Genomic DNA, 19,280 nt, shown 5'->3' on the forward strand with positions numbered 1-19,280 from the left:
TTACTTCATTCCTTTTATAATTTGCTCAGAAGGCACCGAAAGTAGATCCTTACATGAGAACGGATAACGCTTCACATATTGCTTAATTAAATAATAGCCAGTACTGTAACCTGCCATTTTAGGATATGGTGAAATCCCGTACAATAACTCATCATGTTCCGGAAACTCCTTTGGAACATGACGATTTGGGAATATCAGATCTTGCCACATATCTTTTAGCTGCTTATTCGTATAAAACGTAGTCCAGCTAGCTAAATAATCAGTTCCAATCTGTTCATCCACAGCTTGTTCTGCCAATCCTTCCAAAATAATCGTATCCAACAAAACGTATTCATTCACATCTTTTTCGTATTGATTCAATCGACAAACATGATTATATTCATGTGTCAGCAATGCTTCAATCTCCTTTTTCACGTTATTTGGAGAAAGAAATAATAAAAGTTTATCTTTATATGCCAAACCTGATTTCCCATTAAAGTTCCGAATCAGCTCCCGATTCGTTGAGTCAGATGGGAATATAAAAACTGGGATATCCGGTCCGTCCCATTTCTTCTGAAGCCGCTCTATCCCATCCTGTACGACCTCCCAAACATTATTGTTCCGTAATTTCTTTATATTTCCTATTCCTCTTTTTAAAGGACGGTACATCCCATGCATGGTCAAGTAATCATAGATTTCGAAGGCAGAGATCCCTCCGAAGTAAACTTCAAGCTTTTCACATAATCTAATTGGATCGTCATAGCAATCGAGCAGCCATTTGTCTGTTTGAACGACGACCATTTCAGCACCCCCCCTAATCTTTTTCTCCAATTAAAATATGCATATAAAATTAGATAGTTCAAAGCAAGCGTAAAATAGGCAATAACAATCCTCAACAATGCTTCCTATGGAATAGGATGTAGAGAGAACCGTTTATAAAGGAGGTGCCTGTTTATGATGTTTCCAGATCGGCCTAGACAACCAATGCATCAGCAATATCCCCCAAGGAAACCTGATATTATAACTACGATTCAAGATCGAGTCGGAAAAGTGGATATCGATCAGGTTTTTGAGACTGTCCATCAAATAGAAAAAATTTACTTTGGAATCCGACCATATGTAAGAAAATTTATGAAAAAATAAAGAAACTACCATGAGCGAAGGTTTCTGATCCCACTCATGGTAGTTAAATTACTTTATTAATTAGCTGACAAATAACACTTTTTTCCGTAAATCTACCTTCGATTACTCTTTGGATCAAAAGCATCCCTTAAACCATCTCCAATAAAGTTAATAGACAGCACTGTAACCAGTATTCCTAAGCCAGGTGGTATCCAGGCATGGGGATGATTGCGCAAAATTCGTATATTTTGAGCTTCAGAGATCATGTTACCCCATGTCGGTGTCGGCTTTGGAATGCCGAAACCTATAAAACTCAAGCCTGACTCAATAATAATATAAGAAGCCATCATTAACGTTGCATTTACGACAATCGGTCCAATTGCATTTGGAATAAAATGTTTAAATATAATCCTGAAATCTGTCGCCCCGATTGCCCGGGCACTTAGGACAAATTCCTGTTCTCTCAATGACAAATAGGTACCGCGTATGATCCTCGTCAGATTTGGCCAGGATGTCAATGCAATAATAGTGACAAATAAACCGATCGTTACTTTATCAATTAGCGCCATTATCGTCAGCACCAATACGAGAAACGGTAACATGAGTACAATATCGGTTGCCCTCATAATTAGATTATCAACTTTACCGCCATAATATCCAGCAAGTGATCCGAGTACGACACCAATAATTAGTGTGAAAAACATGGCACTGAAACCGACAATCAACGAAACACGGCCACCATAGAGAAGACGTGAAAAATTATCCTGGCCCACTCCATTTGTGCCTAAAATATGCTCATCACTTGGACCTTTTTCGATTAGAAGAAGGTTTGTTTCTTCAGGATCTATATTTGTAAATACAGGAGCCATGACACATACGATAACAATTAAAAACAAAACAATCACACTTGCTACCGCCATTTTGTTTTTCATGAAACGCTGTATACCCAATTGAAATGGACTATAGCTTTTATTTTGCCCTTTCCCTCGATTCATGTCAGGCATTTTGGCTTCTGATTCTTGCAGATTTGGATTCATATGATTTCACCTCAATCGTATCTGATTCTTGGATCAATAATACTGTAAAAAATATCTGCAAGCAGGTTTCCTACAAGAATCAAAATTCCCAGAATCATTGCAATCGCCATTACTACTGGATAATCACGATTTGTGACAGAGCTTAAAAACAACGTGCCAAGCCCCGGATATTGAAAAACCTGTTCCGTAATAACCGCCCCACTCAGCAGTACACCTATTTCGAACCCCATTAATGTAATGATTGGAATAAGCGCATTACGAAGGGTGTGTTTATAAAGAATATTACTCTCTGACATCCCTTTTGCTCTTGCAGTACGAATATAATCGCTGCCAAGTACATCCAACACTTCTGAACGCATATAACGCATATATGTTGCCGTCCCCGCCAGACCAAGTGTTATTCCTGGTAATATCATATGGTGAATACGATCAATAAAAGCTTCCATACCGGTCATACCAGGTGTGGAAAGTGTACCCTGTGCAGGAAACCAGCCTAATTTAATTGATAATACATAAATGGCTATCAATCCGAAAAAGAAATTCGGAATAGCAAGTCCAATAAAACCAAAACCAGTGGCACTGTAATCAAGTAATGAATAAGGACGTCTTGCTGAGTAAATACCTATTGGAATGGCCACGATGATCGTAATCGCCAGGGAAAACAGTCCGAGGTAGACTGTATTAGCCAGTCTCGCCTGAATGAGCTCAGCAACGGAACGTCCATTAAACACTAGCGAATTACCTAAATCACCTTGGGCAACCGAACTGATCCAACGAAAATACTGAACGGGTATCGGATCATTTAATCCATATGCTTCCCGTTGAATCTCATACACTTCGGGATCAATATTCGGGTCAGAAAGCGAAACCCCTGTTAAGGCATCACCTGGAGCTAATTGGGCCATTCCAAATACAATGATTGTCAATGCAAAGAGCATAGGAATGAAAATAAGAATTCGACGGATGATATATTTATACATCGTTCTCCCACCTTGACATATATTTCATCAGTAAAAGAAAGAGCATGCGCCCTTAACGCACGCTCTTTAAAGATTTAGGATACGTGTTACTGGGATACCCACCATAAGTGAGGATCATTAATAAATCTATATGGCATTGGATTAACGCCATTTAATCTTTCATGAAAGCCGTAAATTTTATTCTGTGCATATAGAAGCAAGGCTGGTAAATCTTCAGAGAATACCGACTGCCATTCACTGTATTTCTCTTCCCGATAACTTTGATCAAAAGCATCTGGTGCCTGCATAGCTTCTTCGATTAATTGATCTGATTCCGGGTTGTTCCAGCGGGAGAAGTTGTAAGCAGCTCCTGATTTCCACAATCCGGATGGGTCCGGATCTCCGCTTCCCAGGCTCCAGCCAATCAAGTAAAGATCCCAGTCGGAGTTATCATTTGTCAAATCTTCCACATACGCAGACATTTCTTTCGGCTGTCTCAGATCAATTTTGATTCCGACTGCTTCTAGGAACTGTGCAAGAATCGGCGCGGATGCTTCTCTCAACTGATTTCCTGTTGGATAGTTCAAGTTAACGACCCACTCTTCTCCATCCGGGGTTTCTCTGTATCCGTCCCCATTTGTATCGACATATCCTGCCTCATCAAGCAATGCATTGGCCTGATCAGGATCATAACTATATGCCGTTACAGCATCTTCATCATAGGCCCAGAACTGCTGGGCAATCGGTGCATTAATAACGGAACCGTGTCCATATAACAAATTATCAACGATGGCCTGACGATCAATTGCATACGCCATCGCCTGACGGACAAGCTGTTCACTCATATCCTCATTTGCAACCCAGTTATCCTGGTTCAGTGTTCCACTATCCACATCTGCATCTGTACGATGGTTAATCTTATAGCCCATCAGCTGATAGCCAAAGTCGGTCTGCTCAATGATTTCGATATGATCCAATGCCGCAACCGTTTCAAAGTCTGCAGCCGGGACACCATTTGGATCGGAGATGAAATCTATCTCCCCATTTTCCAGCAGACCAAGCATGACAGACTGATCGACAATCCGCCAGACAATTTGATCTAAATAGGGCTCGCCTTTCCAATAATCTGCATGTTTAGCCAGTACATATTGTTCTCTTTCAAGCATGTCTTGGAACTTAAATGGTCCGGTTCCGATTACCGCTCCCGGATCAAGTGTTGCAGAATGGGAAGGTATATCCGCGATCGGGATATCTCCGAAGATGTGTTCGGGAATGATTGAAAATGACACATCTTTCAAAATCGTTACATTTGGCTCCGTAAATTTAAACGTAACCGTATAGTCATCCTCTGCAACAACACCTTCAAATTCATTTGTTTCCCCACTATTGAATGCTTCATAACCTACTAATTTATTTGCATATTCGGTACGCACCCCACCAGCTTCAATATATCCTGGAGAAGCTATTGCTTTGTAAGTATAAACGACATCATCAGCTGTAAATGGCTCACCATCATGCCAAGTTACACCTTCCTCAAGTGTCAGTGTTATTTCCGTATGATCATCATTAATGGTCCAATCTTTTGCAAGGTTCGCTTCAAATTCAAGACTTTCATTCTGACTCACAAGCGCTTCATGGGTGAAATCCAAAATATTCGCTTCATATGCTTCCTGATAGAAGATTGGATTGAACACACCGGCAGGAGCAGTGTCCATTGCACCAGTTAGCGTCCCGCCCATTTGCGGACTGTCATTCGTGGCCTCTTCTTCCGTTTCGTCTGTATCTTCTGGCTCTTCCTCTGTTTCTTCTTGACCAACAGGATCCTCTTTTTCCTCTTCTGTAGGGTCTGCAGTTTCATTATTACAGGCTGAGAGCAACATACTAAGCAGAAAAAGGAAACCAAGAATAGCGATTCCATACTTACGTTTAACCAATTTCATTCCCCCTCAAAATATTTTTGCTAGGTCCGACGATACGTTATTTGTTAAAAGTGTCTACGTATTGTTTATCACCTCCTAAAATTGGATGTCGTAACCATTATTCCGTGTACAAATGACAAGCAACAAAATGTCCGGCATCTTTTTCTATCAGTTCGGGGCGTTCCAGTGAACAGCGCTCATGTGCCATGGGACATCTTGTGCGAAATGTACAACCGGATGGTGGGTCTGAAGGGCTCGGCAAATCACCGGTTAATTTTATTTTGGTTTTCCTAGGAATATCGTTTTGCCCGTGGTCAATGACTGGTATGGAAGTCAGTAATGCCTGTGTGTAGGGGTGATATGCATTGTTATAGAGTGATTTTTTAGTTGCAATTTCAACGATGCGGCCGAGATACATCACCGCAACACGATTGCTGATATGTTTCACAACACTTAAATCATGTGCGATAAATAAATACGTTAATCCCAATTCGTCCTGCAAATCCTTCATTAAATTCAATACTTGAGCTTGGATGGATACGTCCAGTGCAGAAACAGGCTCATCACAAATCACGAACTTTGGCCGAGTAACAAGTGCTCTTGCTATACTGATTCTCTGTCTTTGACCACCTGAAAATTCGTGTGGATACTTTAACCGATCCTCCGCTCGCAACCCAACTTTTTCGATGATTTCAATGGCCTGTTCCTTTCTTTCCGCTTTGGTTAGAGAGCTTTGCACGATTAATGGTTCTTCAATCAATTCCGCCACACTCATTTTTGAATTTAACGATGCAAAAGGATCCTGAAACACAATTTGCATATCACGACGGTGTGGTCGGATCTTTCTCCTGTTAAGATGTGAAATATCTGTCCCATTAAAATAGATGCTTCCTTCTGTCGGATCCAACAAACGAAGCATGACGCGTCCCAATGTTGATTTTCCCGAACCTGATTCCCCGACAATTCCCAGTGTTTCACCTTTCATGATGCTAAAAGATACATCATCGACAGCTTTCAGATGCCCAATTGTCCTCTTTAAGATTCCGCCCTTTATAGGAAAATACTTTTTAACATTTTTTACCTTTACGAGTGCATCGTTTGCTGCGTCCATCGTCATTGTCCCTCCTTGCGCTCATATAAGTAACACCTGACAAAATGGTCTTTATCTACCTCAATTAACTCTGGATTGGAAAGCTTGCATTTTTCCATGACATGCGGACAACGGGAAGAAAATCGGCATCCCGTCGGAAAATCATATGCAGGCGGAACAGTACCTTTTATCGTTCCAAGTCGATCAACATCTTCATCGATATTCGGCAAGCTCTCAAGCAAACCTGTTGTATATGGATGCTTGGTATCCTTTAACAGAACTTGAGCCGAGGCTTGTTCCACAATTTGCCCGCCGTACATAACAAGCACATGATCTGCATATTCCGATACGATGCCAATGTCATGTGTAATAAGCAAGACAGCCATCTGGAATCGTTCCTTCATTTCCACCATTAAATCAAGAATTTGCGCTTGTATCGTTACATCCAGGGCAGTCGTCGGTTCGTCGGCAATCAGCAGTTTAGGATCACAGGAAATTGCCATTGCGATCATGACACGCTGCCTCATTCCACCTGATAACTGGTGAGGATATTCTTTCATAATTTCTTCAGCCCTTGGTATACCAACCGTTTTCAAAAGCTGAATCGCTCTTTCCATCGCTTCATTCTTGCTCTTATTTTGATGTTTCCTAATTATTTCAACGATTTGGTTTCCAATGGTGTACACCGGATTTAATGAAGTCATCGGTTCCTGAAAAATCATCGCGATATCATTCCCACGAATTTTCGTCATTTGTTTCGGGGATAGTCGGTGGATTTCTTCTCCGTCCAGTAAAATCTTCCCTTCCACGATGCGTCCTGGTTTATTGATGAGTTTCATAATAGAGAGTGCAGTAATACTTTTCCCACTTCCAGATTCACCGACGATAGCTACCGTCTCTCCTGGTAATATAGAAAAAGAAATGCCATCAACAGCTTTTGCTACTTTATTATCACGCAAGTAAAAATATGTCTGCAATTGGTCAACTTCCAATACTGGGTCATTTTTCATACAAACACTCCATTCCGTACAGGTAATTGAGGATTATGACAGGCTACCCAATTCTTTTACTAGTATATTTTCGATTTTAAAATATATTAGTAAATTTAATATAATTCTGTTTATAAGTTACAAAACTGCTCCTATCTGTCTGGAAGAATCAACTAGCTTCACCAATTCAAAAGCGAGCGCAGTCATGAAGAACTGCGCTCGCTTTTACAATTTTCGTTTTCTTAGCAAAGTCTAATCATCTTTGTGATCGTTATTATTCGCTAGTTTTTGACCTTCCACTTGATTTTTTCTGTAAAAATAAAGTCGTATCCAATATTTCTTTATAACGATGAAAAAAGGCTCCGTCGTAAATCGTTAACGAAGACTGTAAGAATTCTAATTGATAATAAGCTTGTTCTTTTGTAAAAATTTAGCTATAAGAAAACTGCACCCAAATGTTAGCTAGTGGCCAACATTGGAGTGCAGTTTCTGTTCGGTATGTTTTCTTAAAATAATGGTAACTATGATGCTATTATTGGGCGCTATTTTCTAAGATTTTTATTCTGCTAACGTTAGAAGTAATTCTCTAATCGTTTTGCAGGCAATAGCTGTTGATGCTCCGGATGCATCATAGGTCGGAGATAATTCCACGACATCAGCAGCTACAATCTGATTCAATTCCTGAAGCTGACTGATTGCATCTAATAATTCACGATACGTAATCCCACCTGGTTCCGGAGTTCCAGTTCCAGGAAAAATACCCGGATCCAGAACATCTAAATCAATCGTAATATAAACAGGAACATCTACCAGATTACGTATCTTCTCTTTTAACGTATCCAACGAAAAACGTTCAAGATACGTATGCTCTTTTGCCCACTCAAATTCTTCCTTCAATCCAGAGCGAATTCCAAATTGGAAAATCCGATCGTCACCTAGAAACTCATGGCACCGGCGAATGACAGAAGCATGGGAAAGTTTTTCACCTAAATAATCTTCCCTGAGATCTGTATGCGCGTCAATATGAATAAGGTGCAGATCGGGATATTTTTCATAAGCAGCCTGAATAGTAGGCAAACTTACAAGATGCTCTCCACCTACCATCAGGAATTTTTTTTCGTCCTGTAAAACTTCCTTCGTATAATCTAAAATCTGCTCCATTGTTTTTGCAGTATTTCCGAGGGATAATTCCAGATCGCCACCATCAAAAATTGCAGCATCTTCGAGGTCTTTATCCAGATATGGGGAATAGGTTTCTAGCCCATAGGAGTCTGGGCGGATTGCCTGCATTGCAAAGCGGGTTCCCGGACGGAAACTTGTCGTGCCGTCAAATGGTACGCCAAACAGGACAATCTCCGCTTCTTCGTATGACTTTTCACAGCCTATGAAGGTACTTATGTTGCGTGCTTTATTCCTCACTACTTTAGTGCCTCCTTCACGTAATTCGGCAAACCAAAGGCTCCTTTATGAAGGTCCGTATTATAATACTTCGTTTTAATTCCAAAATCGTTCCAGGTATTCGCATCCATGTCCTTAAGGGGATCAAACGATTTCGAGGCAAATCCAAACAACCAGTGACCTGAAGGGTATGTTGGCATATGGTATTGATAAACATGTGTTATCGGAAAAATAGTTTTAATTTTCCGGTGAGCCTTCTTCATGTTCTCGGCGTATTCAGCAAAATACGGTGATTCATGCTGATTGATCAAAATACCATCTTTATTTAATACACGATAGCATTCGTTATAGAATTCCGTTGTAAATAGACCTTCACCAACCGAAATCGGATCTGTTGAATCAACTAGAATTAGATCAAAGGATTGATCTGCTGCATTTCTTACATATTCCAATCCGTCTTCAAAACGCAATTCCATTCTGCTGTCTTCTTCCACACCACTTGCAGTGACAGGCAAATATTGCTGGCATAAACGAAAAACACGCTCGTCGATTTCTGCCATCACTACTTCTTCCACGCTGGAATAACGCAGCACTTCACGGGCCGTTCCGCCATCTCCCCCACCAATAATCAGTACCTTCTTGATCCCGGGATTCGTTGCAAATGCCGGATGCACAATCATGTCATGATAGATAAATTCATCTTTTTCATTTACCATCATTAAACCGTCCAACGTGAAAAATGTCCCAAATTCTTCCCCTTGATAAAAGTCGATTTGCTGAAATGCCGTTTTTTCACTGTATATTTCTTTATCATAAGCAATCGAAAATCTGCAATTTTGACTCCACTGTTCCGTATACCAATTCATTACTTCACACCTTCTAATTCTTGGGCTTTCACTTTAACTTCTACGATTTCTTGTTCCGCGAATTGGCGGATTTTATCAACCATACCACGCGGCACTTCAAATGATTCGGTTTTTTTGGCCTGCAGTTTTTCAGATAAGTAGTCTGCTGCTTTCCAAGGATTAACGGAATCACCACAAGTATAGACATCAACAGAAGCAAAACCATATTCCGGCCACGTATGGATAGTCAGATGCGATTCTGCTATAATGACCGCCCCTGAAACTCCATATGGGTTAAAATGATGGAAAACCGATTCAACGATGGTTGCTCCTGAGTAATCTGCTGCTCCTCGCATAAACTTTTCAATCAAGGCATTGTCTTCGATAATATCACTTGGGCAGCCATAAAACTCAATCAACACGTGTCTCCCTAATGCTGTAATATCCATTCCCATTATGCATTCTCCTTTATAACTGTAATATGGTTCGCTTCTTTCGTGTCCGTCAGCACATTTCCCAGCGTTTCCTGATAATAATGATATTGCTGAATCACATCTTCAGAAATCAATTCACCTGGTATAACAAGCGGTATGCCTGGTGGGTAAATCATCAACGTATCTGCACTGATCCGACCATAAGCATCATCGATGGAAACCGACTCCTGTTCTGCGTAAAATGCATCTCTTGGGCATAATACAAGTTCATTCACCTGATCATTTATTACTTGCGTTGACATCACGACATTACGTTTACCATAACTTTTTTCAATTTCCTTTAAGGCAAATACAAGTCTGCCAATGGATTCTTCCGTATCGGAACTGGTGATTACGGCCATAATGACGTAACCTTCTGCGAGTTCCATTTGGACACCGTATTTTTCCTTTAACAGGCTATATACTTCAAATCCGGTTAAACCCACACCATTAACCCGGATAACTAATTTCGTCCAATCATAGCTTTGCTGGAATTGTTCTTTCACATAATCAGCTTTCAATACTTCATAGCGTGAACCTGACTCGATTGCTTTTACCGCTTTTTCGATAATCGGCTTTAATTCCGAATACCGTTGCTTTCCGTGCATTGCCAGATCCCTTCTGGCCACATCTAGAGAGCCCATCAGCAAATAATTTGCACTGGTTGTCTGCAGCATGTTCAGCACCTTTTGGATCGTCCGTTGTGCAATCCTGTCATTTTTGATAAGCAGCAGGGAACTTTGTGTTAAAGAACCACCCGTCTTATGCATGCTTACCGTTACCGCATCCGCTCCAGCAGAAATCGGATCTGTCATTTCACCTGGCATAAACCTTAGATGTGCTCCATGCGCCCCATCTACAATGACTGTTATTTCTTTTTCATGGGCAATACGGCAAATTTCCTCCAAATCGCTCATGGAACCAAAATACGTTGGATAGGTGACAAGCAGGACCTTCGCTTCTGGGTGCTCCTCCATTGTTCTTTCTACATTTGCAACTGAAATACTATGGGATATACCAAAATAGTAATCTATTTCCGGTTGAACGAATATTGGTTTTGCTCCACTTAATACGATCCCTTCCATCACCGATTTATGGGCATTTCTCGGCACAATCAAAGCATCACCCGGTTTACAGGCAGCCATAATCATGGTGAGTATGCCAATCGTCGTCCCATTCACAAGAAAATAGGCGTGGTCTACGCCAAAAGCTTTTGCTGTGAGCTGCTGGGCTTCCTTAATGACAGTTTGTGGATGGCTTAACAGGTCAAGCTCGTTCATAGAGTTAACGTCCATCCGCATCGTCATTTCACCAAGGACTTTTTTCAAAGGATTCATTTTGGCCCCCATTTTATGACCAGGGACATCAAATGGTGTAACATCTGTTTTCGCATATTGGACTAAAGCTTCAAATAACGGCATCTTATCCTGATCTGTCATGGGACTGCTTTTGGCAAGAAGTTCCTTAAGACCACTGATCATTGGCCGACTCCTGCAAGTTTATCGGTTTCGAGCATCTGTTTAAGGTGCTGTACTTTATCCGTTCTTTCCCATGGTAGATCAAGATCACTTCTGCCAAAATGTCCATATGCTGCTACTTGTTTATATTGCGGCTTGCGGAGGTCGAGCATGTCGATAATACCTGCTGGAGATAAGTCGAAAATGTCACGAATTGAAAGCAATAGCTGCTCATGTGAAGCCTTCTCAGTTCCAAATGTTTCGATCGCGATACTAATCGGTTCACTCACTCCAATTGCATAAGACAACTGGATTTCACATTTTTTAGCCAATCCGGCTGCAACGATATTTTTAGCGACATAGCGAGCGGCATAAGCTGCGGAACGGTCGACTTTCGTGCAATCCTTACCGGAAAATGCACCACCACCATGTCGAGCCGCACCACCATACGTATCTACAATGATTTTACGTCCTGTCAGACCTGCATCACCGTGTGGACCGCCTACTACGAATCGTCCTGTTGGATTGATCAATATCCGGAATGCTTTATTTAAATGAAACGCAACTGCCGTTTCTTTAATAATATTTTCAATAACAAAATCTTCAAATACTTCTTTATCAAAATCATCATCATGCTGAATGGACATTAAGATCGTGTCGATTTTCGGCTTGTCAGAATTTGTATAGTCAATGGTTACTTGTGACTTCATATCGGGACGTGCCCATTTGAATTCACCGCTTTTTCTTAGTTCGGTAGCTTTTTTCACTAGTGAATGTGCCAGTTCAATCGGCAATGGCATCAAGCTCTGAGTCTCATCGGTTGCATACCCAAACATAATGCCTTGATCACCAGCACCGATTGCCTTTGTGTCACTTGATGAGTTGACACCCATTGCGATATCCGGTGATTGCGTGTGAACCAATACGTGTACATCACAAGTACGCCCGTCTATACCAAAGCGATCATCGGTATATCCAATTTCGACTAAGGTATCCCGTGCGACTTGTTCAATATTTAAATTGGCCGCAGTGGTGATTTCACCGCCTACGATAACCGTATTTGTCGTTGTAAACACTTCACATGCCACTCTGGAAAATGGATCCTGTGCAAGTGCTGCATCCAGTACAGCATCAGAAATCTGATCTGCAATTTTATCCGGATGTCCTTCTGAAACAGATTCTGAAGTGAATAAAATCTTCTCTGCCAATATTAAGACCTCCTAAAAATTTCCTTTTTTAGGCACAAAAAAAGCTCTCCTACAACCTAAGGAAAGCTTCGATTTAATATCAGCTGCTTATCCTCTTATTGTTCACAGAACTGAAAAGCTCTGCGCTCAGGTTGGGCCCCATATTCGGATTTTTCGATCCAAACTGGTTTGCCACCGTATCTTCGACCCCTCGTCTCAACGGCTATTAATAAGATAGACTTTATTCATGCTGAAAATAATATTAATGGATAACGATGCACATGTCAATGGATTTTTTATTGTTGGATTACGGAGTATTTGTCCTTGGAACTACGAAATGCCGATGTTCACTGGAAAAGTGACATAGTTAAACGGAAAATGCCATAGTTCACAAATGCCGTCGGGAAACGAAGCCGGCTTGGCCGTTCTTTCAAGGTAATAAATACAACAGGACACAGAAATAATGTGCAGTCGTTCCAGCTAAAACAAAAATATGCCAAACTAAGTGATGATATTTAAACCCCCGCCATACATAAAAGACAGCTCCAACCGTATAGAATAGTCCACCAATTACAAGCAGGATAACGCCATTTCTATGTAAATTTTCAATAATCTGGTTCCAGCCAATCACAACGATCCAACCCATTACTACATAAATCACTGTAGATGTAAATAGATATTTTTTCACGAAGAAAGCTTTAAAGACAACTCCCCCGATTGCCAGTCCCCAAATAATTCCAAACATCGTCCAGCCAAGAGTTCCCTGGATAATATGAAATGTAAATGGTGTATAGGTACCAGCTATAAATAAGTAGATGGAAGAATGGTCAAATATTTCAAATAGATCTTTTGCCTTGCCGGGTAACAGTGCATGTACCATCGTCGAGGATACATATAAAAGGAACATTGTCGTCCCAAAAATCGTAAAACTCACAACATGCCAGGCAGTGCCATGCATCGTTGAGGCTACAATCAATACTACTAAACCTATAAGACTTAAAATAGCTCCTATCCCATGGGTAACTGCATTCGCAATCTCTTCACCCTTGGAAAAAACATGTGTATCTGCCAAACAAATCATCTACTTTCTAAACAGTATAGAATTTATTATAACAGGATGGGATGAATGATTATAGTACAACAGCTTTTACATGCGTTCATATTATATGTAAGAATTCACCTTTATTAATAATGTTTTACAAATGATTAACAGAATATTAATACTAATAATTTATACTTACACGGTAATTGTTTTTACAACACAACGGAGGGAGAAAGAGAAATGACAAAACGATTATTTTATTTCCTTGGTATGCTTATGCTTGTTGTTCTGCTGGCAGCATGTGGGGATACAGATTCAGAATCTAATGCTGCATCCAGTGCAGATGAGGGCACTTCGGAAGAAAGCAATAGCAATGAAGAGGGTGAAAGTTCAAATACTGAAATCGATAAACTTTCCATTGGATTTGTTCCTTCAAGAGATCCAGATGAAATTGTCACTGCAACAGAACCTTTAAAAGGATTGTTAACAGAGGAATTAGCTACATTAGGCTATGATATTAATGAAGTTGATATCACAGTCGGAACAAACTATGAAGCAGTTGGGGAAGCACTTTCAGCTGGAACTTCTGACATCGGATTAATTCCCGGTGGAACCTATGTACTTTACGATGACGGTGCAGAAGTAATCCTTACATCCACAAGAGCCGGTTTGAATAATGACTCCGATGATGCAAAAGATTGGAACGATAACAAACCAACTGAACCAACAGACGTTCAAGCAATTTCCTATCGTGCATTGATCATCGCCGGGCCTTCTGAAAAAGGACAAGAACTGGCTGATAAAGTGAACAACGGTGAAGAGCTGACCTTTGAAGATGTAAACAGTGCATCGTGGAGTGTCATGTCATCCTCCTCCCCTGCCGGATATATTTATCCAGCATTATGGTTGCAAGAAAACTTTGACCAGACGATTACAGATTTGGATAGCATTGTACAGGCAGATTCCTACGGCAGTTCTTTTGCAAGATTGGCTCAAGGTCAAATTGATGTTTTAGTTACATATGCTGATGCACGTCGGGATTTTGTCGATACATGGACAGATGATTACGGACGCAGTGAATCCATTTGGGATGAAACAAATGTGATTGGTGTGACCCCAGCCATCTACAATGATACTATCAGCGTCAGCAAAAATTCGGATATTATGGATGACGATTTAAAAGCTGCAATACAGAAAGCATTTATTAATATTTCAGAGACAGAAGAAGGAAAAGAAGTCATCGCAATCTACAATCATGAAGGATATCAGGAAGCTGTGGATTCTGACTATGATAATGAACGTGCAGCCCAGCAAATTGTTCAAGATCTTGGTTCTAAATAATTCATTTTCAACTTAAAAACCAAAAAATGAGAGCATTCCAGGGGATGTTCTCATTTTTTTAGGCAGAAAGGCTCGTTTACAACTAAGTTTTCTAATAGGCAGGATAGTATAAACTTGCCTGATTAATTTAACGAAGGCATTCTGCGAAAAGGCTTATAAAAATGCCTTCGTTTTCTAAAAAAGGAATGGAGAATTGCTATGATAGAATTTATCGATGTAGAAAAGAAATATCCAAATGGTGTTAAGGCCCTACATAATATTAATTTAAAAATTGACCAAGGGGAATATGTCGCGGTAATTGGATTATCAGGGGCAGGAAAATCGACTTTAATCCGGTGCATTAACCGGATGCATGATATTACAGATGGTAAGTTGATTGTAAACAATGTCGAAGTTGCTTCCCTAAGGGGGAAAGAAATCCGCCGTTTCCGGAGAGGTATCGGCATGATTTTCCAATCTTTCAACTTGGTGACACGCACATCTGTAATCAGAAATGTCCTCGTATCTGCAGTCCCGGAAATGCCCTTCTGGAGAAAAGTCCTTGGAATATATTCCATGAAAAATAAAATCGATGCATTATCCGCATTGGATCAGGTTGGTATTTTGGATAAAGCATATAATCGTGTCGATCAGCTATCTGGCGGTCAGCAGCAGCGTGTCGCCTTGGCTAGGACGATTGCCCAGAATCCTGCAATCATTTTGGCTGATGAACCTGTCGCTTCCCTTGATCCCGTAACAGCAAAACAAGTAATGGATGATTTCAAAAAAATCAATCAGGAAACGAATATTTCTGTAATTATGAACATCCATCACGTTGAACTGGCCCTGGAATATGCAGATCGGATTATCGGCATCCGCAATGGGGAAATCGTTTTTGACGGGAAATCAACACAAGTAACAGATGAAATCTTAAGTGAAATATACGGAAATAGACAGAACGTACATAAAGAGGAAGTGTCTGAACATGTATGATAAAATCTTTCTTCCAAAAAAACTAACCTTGCCCAATGGGAAAATAATTAAGGAAAAAAGATCACGCACTCCGCTAATCGTGATTCTCATAACAATTTCAATTATTGTGTCTGTCAATATTACTGGTTTTGACATGAAAATTCTTATGGACCGCTGGAGTCAATTCTTCGTGATTATCGGTCAGATGATTCCACCTACATGGGAGTATTTACCCCATCTATGGGGGCCATTAATGGATACGATTAAAATGTCACTGCTTGGCTCTCTGCTTGGAGCTACAGCTGCTGTCCCTGCGGCTGTAATGGCATCTTCAAACATCACAAGGAACAAAGCCGTTTCTGGGGTTGCCAAATTTTCATTAAGCATCTTACGCACACTGCCAACACTTGTGTCTGCATTGATCGCTACATTTATTTTTGGCTTGGGAACAATGGCGGGAACGGTTGCCATCTTTTTATTTACCCTGGCATATGTAGGAAAGCTATTATATGAACAAATCGAAAATGTGAATATGGGAGCTTTTGAAGCGATGGAGTCTATGGGGTTAACTAGAATTCAAGCTTTTCGCTACGCCATAATCCCTCAGATTCTGCCAAATTATCTTTCTACGGCATTATTCTGTTTTGAAGGTAACGTCCGATATGCCGCGATTCTCGGATATGTAGGTGCTGGTGGAATTGGTCTTCTATTAAACGAAGGACTTGGCTGGCGGAATTATCCAAATGTCGGCATAATCCTGCTTATGCTCGTAATAACCGTATTCATTATCGAAAACATAAGCGAACATTTTAGAAAAAAACTGAATTGATGGGGGTACTAGTAGTGAATGCTGTTGAAAAACAAATGCTTGCAGAACCAAAAAACTATAAATATTTATTTTCCGTATCCATAATTTTGTGCATCCTCTTTATATGGTCATTATCAACAGTGGAATTAAGACAATTGGACAGCAGTGGATTGATAATTGCTTCCAATATTATCCTCGGAATTTTAAATCCCGATCTGGAGCTCCTGTTTAATTTCACTTCAAGTGGTGTTGCCTATTTATTGATTGAAACGATAGCAATTGCATTCCTGGGAACCATAATCGGATCGATATTGGCCATTCCGCTCGCCTTCCTGTCGGCATCCAATATCGTGCCCGCCCCAATTTCTTCTGTAACAAAAATACTGTTAATTATGATCCGTACCGTACCTGCAATTGTATATGGTCTAATGTTTATCCGAGTGACAGGACCAGGACCTTTTGCAGGTGTACTAACGATGTCACTCACTTCCATCGGGATGCTTTCCAAGCTTTATGCTGACACGGTTGAAGATTTGGATACTAGTGTGCTTGAATCGATGAGTTCAATCGGTTGTACAACCTTTGAGAAAATAAGATTTGGAATCATTCCCCAATTATTTGCCATGTTCTTGTCCATTATGATCTATCGCTTTGATATGAACCTGCGTGATGCCGCTGTTCTTGGACTTGTCGGTGCCGGTGGAATTGGTGCACCACTGATTTTTGCAATGAATTCCTATCGTTGGCAGGAAGTTGGCTCTATTTTAATTGGTCTTGTTGTACTTATTCTTTTGGTCGAGATCATTTCTAACAAACTAAGGACTAGATTAGTAAGAGGCTAACCTTTCCGAAAAGAGCTTGTAAATCTTTTCAGAAAAATAAAGGGAATTTAAGAATCTTCGAGAATAGTACTAGAGAGAAGAATAAAAGGAGAAGATTCAGATGGAGCAAATCATATTTCGTCATATGGATACAGTCCGGGGCATTACAGAAAAGGCAATAAATAGTATACCTGAACAGGATGCCGATATCGTTCCTAATGGCTTTAATAACAACATTCGCTGGAACTTTGGTCATATTGCATTTGTACAGGAGAATCTTGTTTACGGAGTGCTAGGGAAAAAAATGGGGCTTCCTGAGGAATACGAGGAATTATTCAGCCCGGGAACAAAGCCTGCTGATTGGCAACAGACACCTCCGTCCCTGAGGGAAATTTCAATTGTTCTCTCTGAACAGAAACGAAGAATACGGGAAACTCTCAAAGGTGGCCTAGAAGAAAAACTCCTTACACCTTATACGAACAGAATGGGTATAACATTCCACACTGTCGGCGAAACATTCCTATTCAGCTTTTACCATGAAGCATTACACATGGAAACCATAAAAAGAATCATCAAATAAGTGCCTGTCACAGCCCGATTTATGTTGAAAATTGTCGAACGATTAACTGCAGTAATACTCGTAAACTATCGACAAAAACTGACAATATTCGGGGAGTGACAGGCACCTCCTCTTAAATCATGAAATTGGCTACGATCCACATGAGGACGAAGCTGGCAATGATGGTGATGTTGGATACTGTGCCGACAAATCGTTTATCATACTCAAACTCAACAGCATATGGCAGGACCGACATCGAAGTAGGCAAAATCAAGCCTATTAGTACCGTGTATTTGAACATGTCATCAAATGGCAGGTAGATAAACAATATAACACCAATAATGATACCCGGAATATACTTGACCGCCATATATTTGAAAATGAGATTGATGTATTTCCGTTCAAACGTAAAGTTTAAATAGATACCCAGAAGTAATAGGGACAGTGGCATATTTGCAAATGAAATGATATCTGCAGTTTCAATCACAACCGCCGGAAGCTTCAGTCCCGCTAAATTTAGAATAAGGACAAAAATGTAAGTCAGTAGAGGAATCGAACGACTCATCTTTCCGAGCATGGTTTTAAAATCTAACTTTGCGCCCTCGCCGGCATAGTAACTACCAATGAAGTAACAGACCCCAAACACAATAAAGGAATTTCCGACATCAAACATGCCGAAATGCTGGATCCCTTCCCTTCCCCAAATTCCTTCCACTAATGGATATGCAAAGAGACCGATATTAAAGCCCGGTACCATCATAGCTAGCATCCCTTTTGCGTCCCTCGACTGTTTTCTGAATACGAGCAGACCCAAAACCGCTGCAAACAATCCATAGACAAATGCAATTATAATCAGCATAAATAGAGAATACTCAATCGTTATATCATTAAAAGTAACCAAAATAAGTGCTGGGAGTGTAATATTAAATATGATTCTGGACAGACTTTCCCCGTCTGTCTCTTTTATAACAGTGGATCTCTTCAAGATATATCCTACTGCTATGATAATAATTGAATAGATAAACTGTTCATTAAAACTGGCCAATGCATATGCTCCTATCTTGTTGTCATATTAGTGCATACGTGCAACTATCGCTTTGCCTATGCCTTCGTTGCACGTAAGCAGGTTCGTACGTTTATACTTTTATACCTGAGAAACGAGGAATTCACTTTCCTGCAATCATATAGTAACATACTAAAGTTTTAATCTCTAAATAGCTCGTTAAAATTAATAGATATTTTACGTTAATAGAATGATTGAATATCAGCTGATGGACTTGTGGACCTACCCTCCGATCCCGTT

Annotated in this window: 19 protein-coding genes; 6 read left to right on the forward strand and 13 right to left on the reverse strand. The window is 40.4% G+C overall.

Annotated elements, in window-relative coordinates; translation table 11 throughout:
- Entirely contained in the window at positions 1-780 is a 780-nt protein-coding gene (locus MN204_RS15955) for a DUF2268 domain-containing putative Zn-dependent protease (protein WP_249872087.1), read from the reverse strand.
- A gap of 153 nt (positions 781-933) precedes the next feature.
- On the opposite strand from MN204_RS15955, the gene MN204_RS15960 reads away from it, so the two are divergent.
- Positions 934-1,122 carry a hypothetical protein gene (locus tag MN204_RS15960; RefSeq protein ID WP_249872088.1) on the forward strand — a complete coding sequence of 63 codons (189 nt, stop codon included), beginning with the start codon at positions 934-936 and terminating at the stop codon, positions 1,120-1,122.
- Positions 1,123-1,214: 92 nt separating this feature from the next.
- On the opposite strand, the gene opp4C is transcribed toward MN204_RS15960, so the two are convergent.
- From opp4C to trhA, 11 genes are all read right to left on the reverse strand, one after another.
- On the reverse strand, positions 1,215-2,096 hold the full coding sequence (gene opp4C / locus MN204_RS15965) for an oligopeptide ABC transporter permease (RefSeq protein WP_438804715.1): 882 nt from the start codon (positions 2,094-2,096) through the stop codon (positions 1,215-1,217).
- Between the two features lie 53 nt (positions 2,097-2,149).
- A complete protein-coding gene (locus tag MN204_RS15970; RefSeq protein ID WP_249872089.1) occupies positions 2,150-3,118 on the reverse strand; it encodes an ABC transporter permease in 969 nt (322 codons plus the stop codon).
- A gap of 86 nt (positions 3,119-3,204) precedes the next feature.
- A complete protein-coding gene (locus MN204_RS15975) occupies positions 3,205-5,037 on the reverse strand; it encodes a peptide-binding protein (protein WP_438804713.1) in 1,833 nt (610 codons plus the stop codon).
- A gap of 97 nt (positions 5,038-5,134) precedes the next feature.
- Complete coding sequence (locus tag MN204_RS15980) at positions 5,135-6,127, reverse strand: ABC transporter ATP-binding protein (RefSeq protein WP_249872090.1); 993 nt, start codon at positions 6,125-6,127, stop codon at positions 5,135-5,137.
- A 2-nt stretch (positions 6,128-6,129) separates the two neighbouring features.
- On the reverse strand, positions 6,130-7,116 hold the full coding sequence (locus tag MN204_RS15985; protein ID WP_249872091.1) for an ABC transporter ATP-binding protein: 987 nt from the start codon (positions 7,114-7,116) through the stop codon (positions 6,130-6,132).
- Between the two features lie 537 nt (positions 7,117-7,653).
- Complete coding sequence (gene speB, locus MN204_RS15990; protein ID WP_249872092.1) at positions 7,654-8,514, reverse strand: agmatinase; 861 nt, start codon at positions 8,512-8,514, stop codon at positions 7,654-7,656.
- Positions 8,514-9,359, reverse strand: a complete 846-nt coding sequence (gene speE / locus MN204_RS15995; RefSeq protein WP_249872093.1) for a polyamine aminopropyltransferase — start codon at positions 9,357-9,359, stop codon at positions 8,514-8,516. Before speE ends, speB begins: the two co-directional genes overlap by 1 nt.
- Positions 9,359-9,781, reverse strand: coding sequence for an adenosylmethionine decarboxylase (gene speD / locus MN204_RS16000; protein WP_368858677.1), 423 nt, complete (start codon positions 9,779-9,781; stop codon positions 9,359-9,361). Before speD ends, speE begins: the two co-directional genes overlap by 1 nt.
- Before the next feature lie 11 nt (positions 9,782-9,792).
- Positions 9,793-11,292, reverse strand: a complete 1,500-nt coding sequence (locus tag MN204_RS16005; protein ID WP_249872094.1) for an aminotransferase class I/II-fold pyridoxal phosphate-dependent enzyme — start codon at positions 11,290-11,292, stop codon at positions 9,793-9,795.
- Complete coding sequence (gene metK, locus MN204_RS16010) at positions 11,289-12,479, reverse strand: methionine adenosyltransferase (protein WP_249872185.1); 1,191 nt, start codon at positions 12,477-12,479, stop codon at positions 11,289-11,291. Before metK ends, MN204_RS16005 begins: the two co-directional genes overlap by 4 nt.
- A gap of 406 nt (positions 12,480-12,885) precedes the next feature.
- Positions 12,886-13,527, reverse strand: coding sequence for a PAQR family membrane homeostasis protein TrhA (trhA, locus tag MN204_RS16015; RefSeq protein WP_249872095.1), 642 nt, complete (start codon positions 13,525-13,527; stop codon positions 12,886-12,888).
- A gap of 210 nt (positions 13,528-13,737) precedes the next feature.
- On the opposite strand from trhA, the gene MN204_RS16020 reads away from it, so the two are divergent.
- The 5 genes from MN204_RS16020 to MN204_RS16040 all read left to right on the forward strand — a co-directional run bounded on the left by MN204_RS16020 (position 13,738) and on the right by MN204_RS16040 (position 17,998).
- On the forward strand, positions 13,738-14,838 hold the full coding sequence (locus MN204_RS16020; RefSeq protein WP_249872096.1) for a phosphate/phosphite/phosphonate ABC transporter substrate-binding protein: 1,101 nt from the start codon (positions 13,738-13,740) through the stop codon (positions 14,836-14,838).
- 198 nt (positions 14,839-15,036) lie between these two features.
- Complete coding sequence (gene phnC, locus MN204_RS16025) at positions 15,037-15,810, forward strand: phosphonate ABC transporter ATP-binding protein (protein WP_249872097.1); 774 nt, start codon at positions 15,037-15,039, stop codon at positions 15,808-15,810.
- A complete protein-coding gene (gene phnE / locus MN204_RS16030) occupies positions 15,803-16,618 on the forward strand; it encodes a phosphonate ABC transporter, permease protein PhnE (RefSeq protein ID WP_249872098.1) in 816 nt (271 codons plus the stop codon). The genes phnC and phnE (MN204_RS16030) overlap by 8 nt, the downstream gene beginning before the upstream one ends.
- Before the next feature lie 14 nt (positions 16,619-16,632).
- Positions 16,633-17,439, forward strand: coding sequence for a phosphonate ABC transporter, permease protein PhnE (gene phnE / locus MN204_RS16035; RefSeq protein WP_249872099.1), 807 nt, complete (start codon positions 16,633-16,635; stop codon positions 17,437-17,439).
- Positions 17,440-17,539: 100 nt separating this feature from the next.
- On the forward strand, positions 17,540-17,998 hold the full coding sequence (locus MN204_RS16040) for a DinB family protein (RefSeq protein WP_249872100.1): 459 nt from the start codon (positions 17,540-17,542) through the stop codon (positions 17,996-17,998).
- 112 nt (positions 17,999-18,110) lie between these two features.
- Here the strand turns inward: MN204_RS16040 and MN204_RS16045 are convergent, their stop codons facing one another.
- The gene (locus MN204_RS16045; RefSeq protein WP_249872101.1) at positions 18,111-19,022 is read right to left on the reverse strand and encodes an AEC family transporter; all 912 of its coding nucleotides are present in this window, start codon (positions 19,020-19,022) and stop codon (positions 18,111-18,113) included.
- Positions 19,023-19,280: the final 258 nt, after the last annotated feature.

The sequence above is a fragment of the Oceanobacillus saliphilus genome, from assembly GCF_023522835.1.
Taxonomy (GTDB): domain Bacteria; phylum Bacillota; class Bacilli; order Bacillales; family Amphibacillaceae; genus Oceanobacillus; species Oceanobacillus saliphilus.

What these genes read in the sequence shown, in the direction of transcription:
- MN204_RS15985 (WP_249872091.1), bottom strand. Translation starts at nt 7,116, where the DNA reads ATGAAAAATGACCCAGTATTGGAAGTTGACCAATTGCAGACATATTTT.
- phnC (WP_249872097.1), top strand. Translation starts at nt 15,037, where the DNA reads ATGATAGAATTTATCGATGTAGAAAAGAAATATCCAAATGGTGTTAAG.
- MN204_RS15975 (WP_438804713.1), bottom strand. Translation starts at nt 5,037, where the DNA reads ATGAAATTGGTTAAACGTAAGTATGGAATCGCTATTCTTGGTTTCCTT.
- MN204_RS15960 (WP_249872088.1), top strand. Translation starts at nt 934, where the DNA reads ATGATGTTTCCAGATCGGCCTAGACAACCAATGCATCAGCAATATCCC.
- opp4C (WP_438804715.1), bottom strand. Translation starts at nt 2,096, where the DNA reads ATGAATCGAGGGAAAGGGCAAAATAAAAGCTATAGTCCATTTCAATTG.
- MN204_RS15970 (WP_249872089.1), bottom strand. Translation starts at nt 3,118, where the DNA reads ATGTATAAATATATCATCCGTCGAATTCTTATTTTCATTCCTATGCTC.
- MN204_RS15980 (WP_249872090.1), bottom strand. Translation starts at nt 6,127, where the DNA reads ATGGACGCAGCAAACGATGCACTCGTAAAGGTAAAAAATGTTAAAAAG.
- phnE (WP_249872098.1), top strand. Translation starts at nt 15,803, where the DNA reads ATGTATGATAAAATCTTTCTTCCAAAAAAACTAACCTTGCCCAATGGG.
- MN204_RS16020 (WP_249872096.1), top strand. Translation starts at nt 13,738, where the DNA reads ATGACAAAACGATTATTTTATTTCCTTGGTATGCTTATGCTTGTTGTT.
- speE (WP_249872093.1), bottom strand. Translation starts at nt 9,359, where the DNA reads ATGAATTGGTATACGGAACAGTGGAGTCAAAATTGCAGATTTTCGATT.
- MN204_RS16040 (WP_249872100.1), top strand. Translation starts at nt 17,540, where the DNA reads ATGGAGCAAATCATATTTCGTCATATGGATACAGTCCGGGGCATTACA.
- MN204_RS16005 (WP_249872094.1), bottom strand. Translation starts at nt 11,292, where the DNA reads ATGATCAGTGGTCTTAAGGAACTTCTTGCCAAAAGCAGTCCCATGACA.
- MN204_RS15955 (WP_249872087.1), bottom strand. Translation starts at nt 780, where the DNA reads ATGGTCGTCGTTCAAACAGACAAATGGCTGCTCGATTGCTATGACGAT.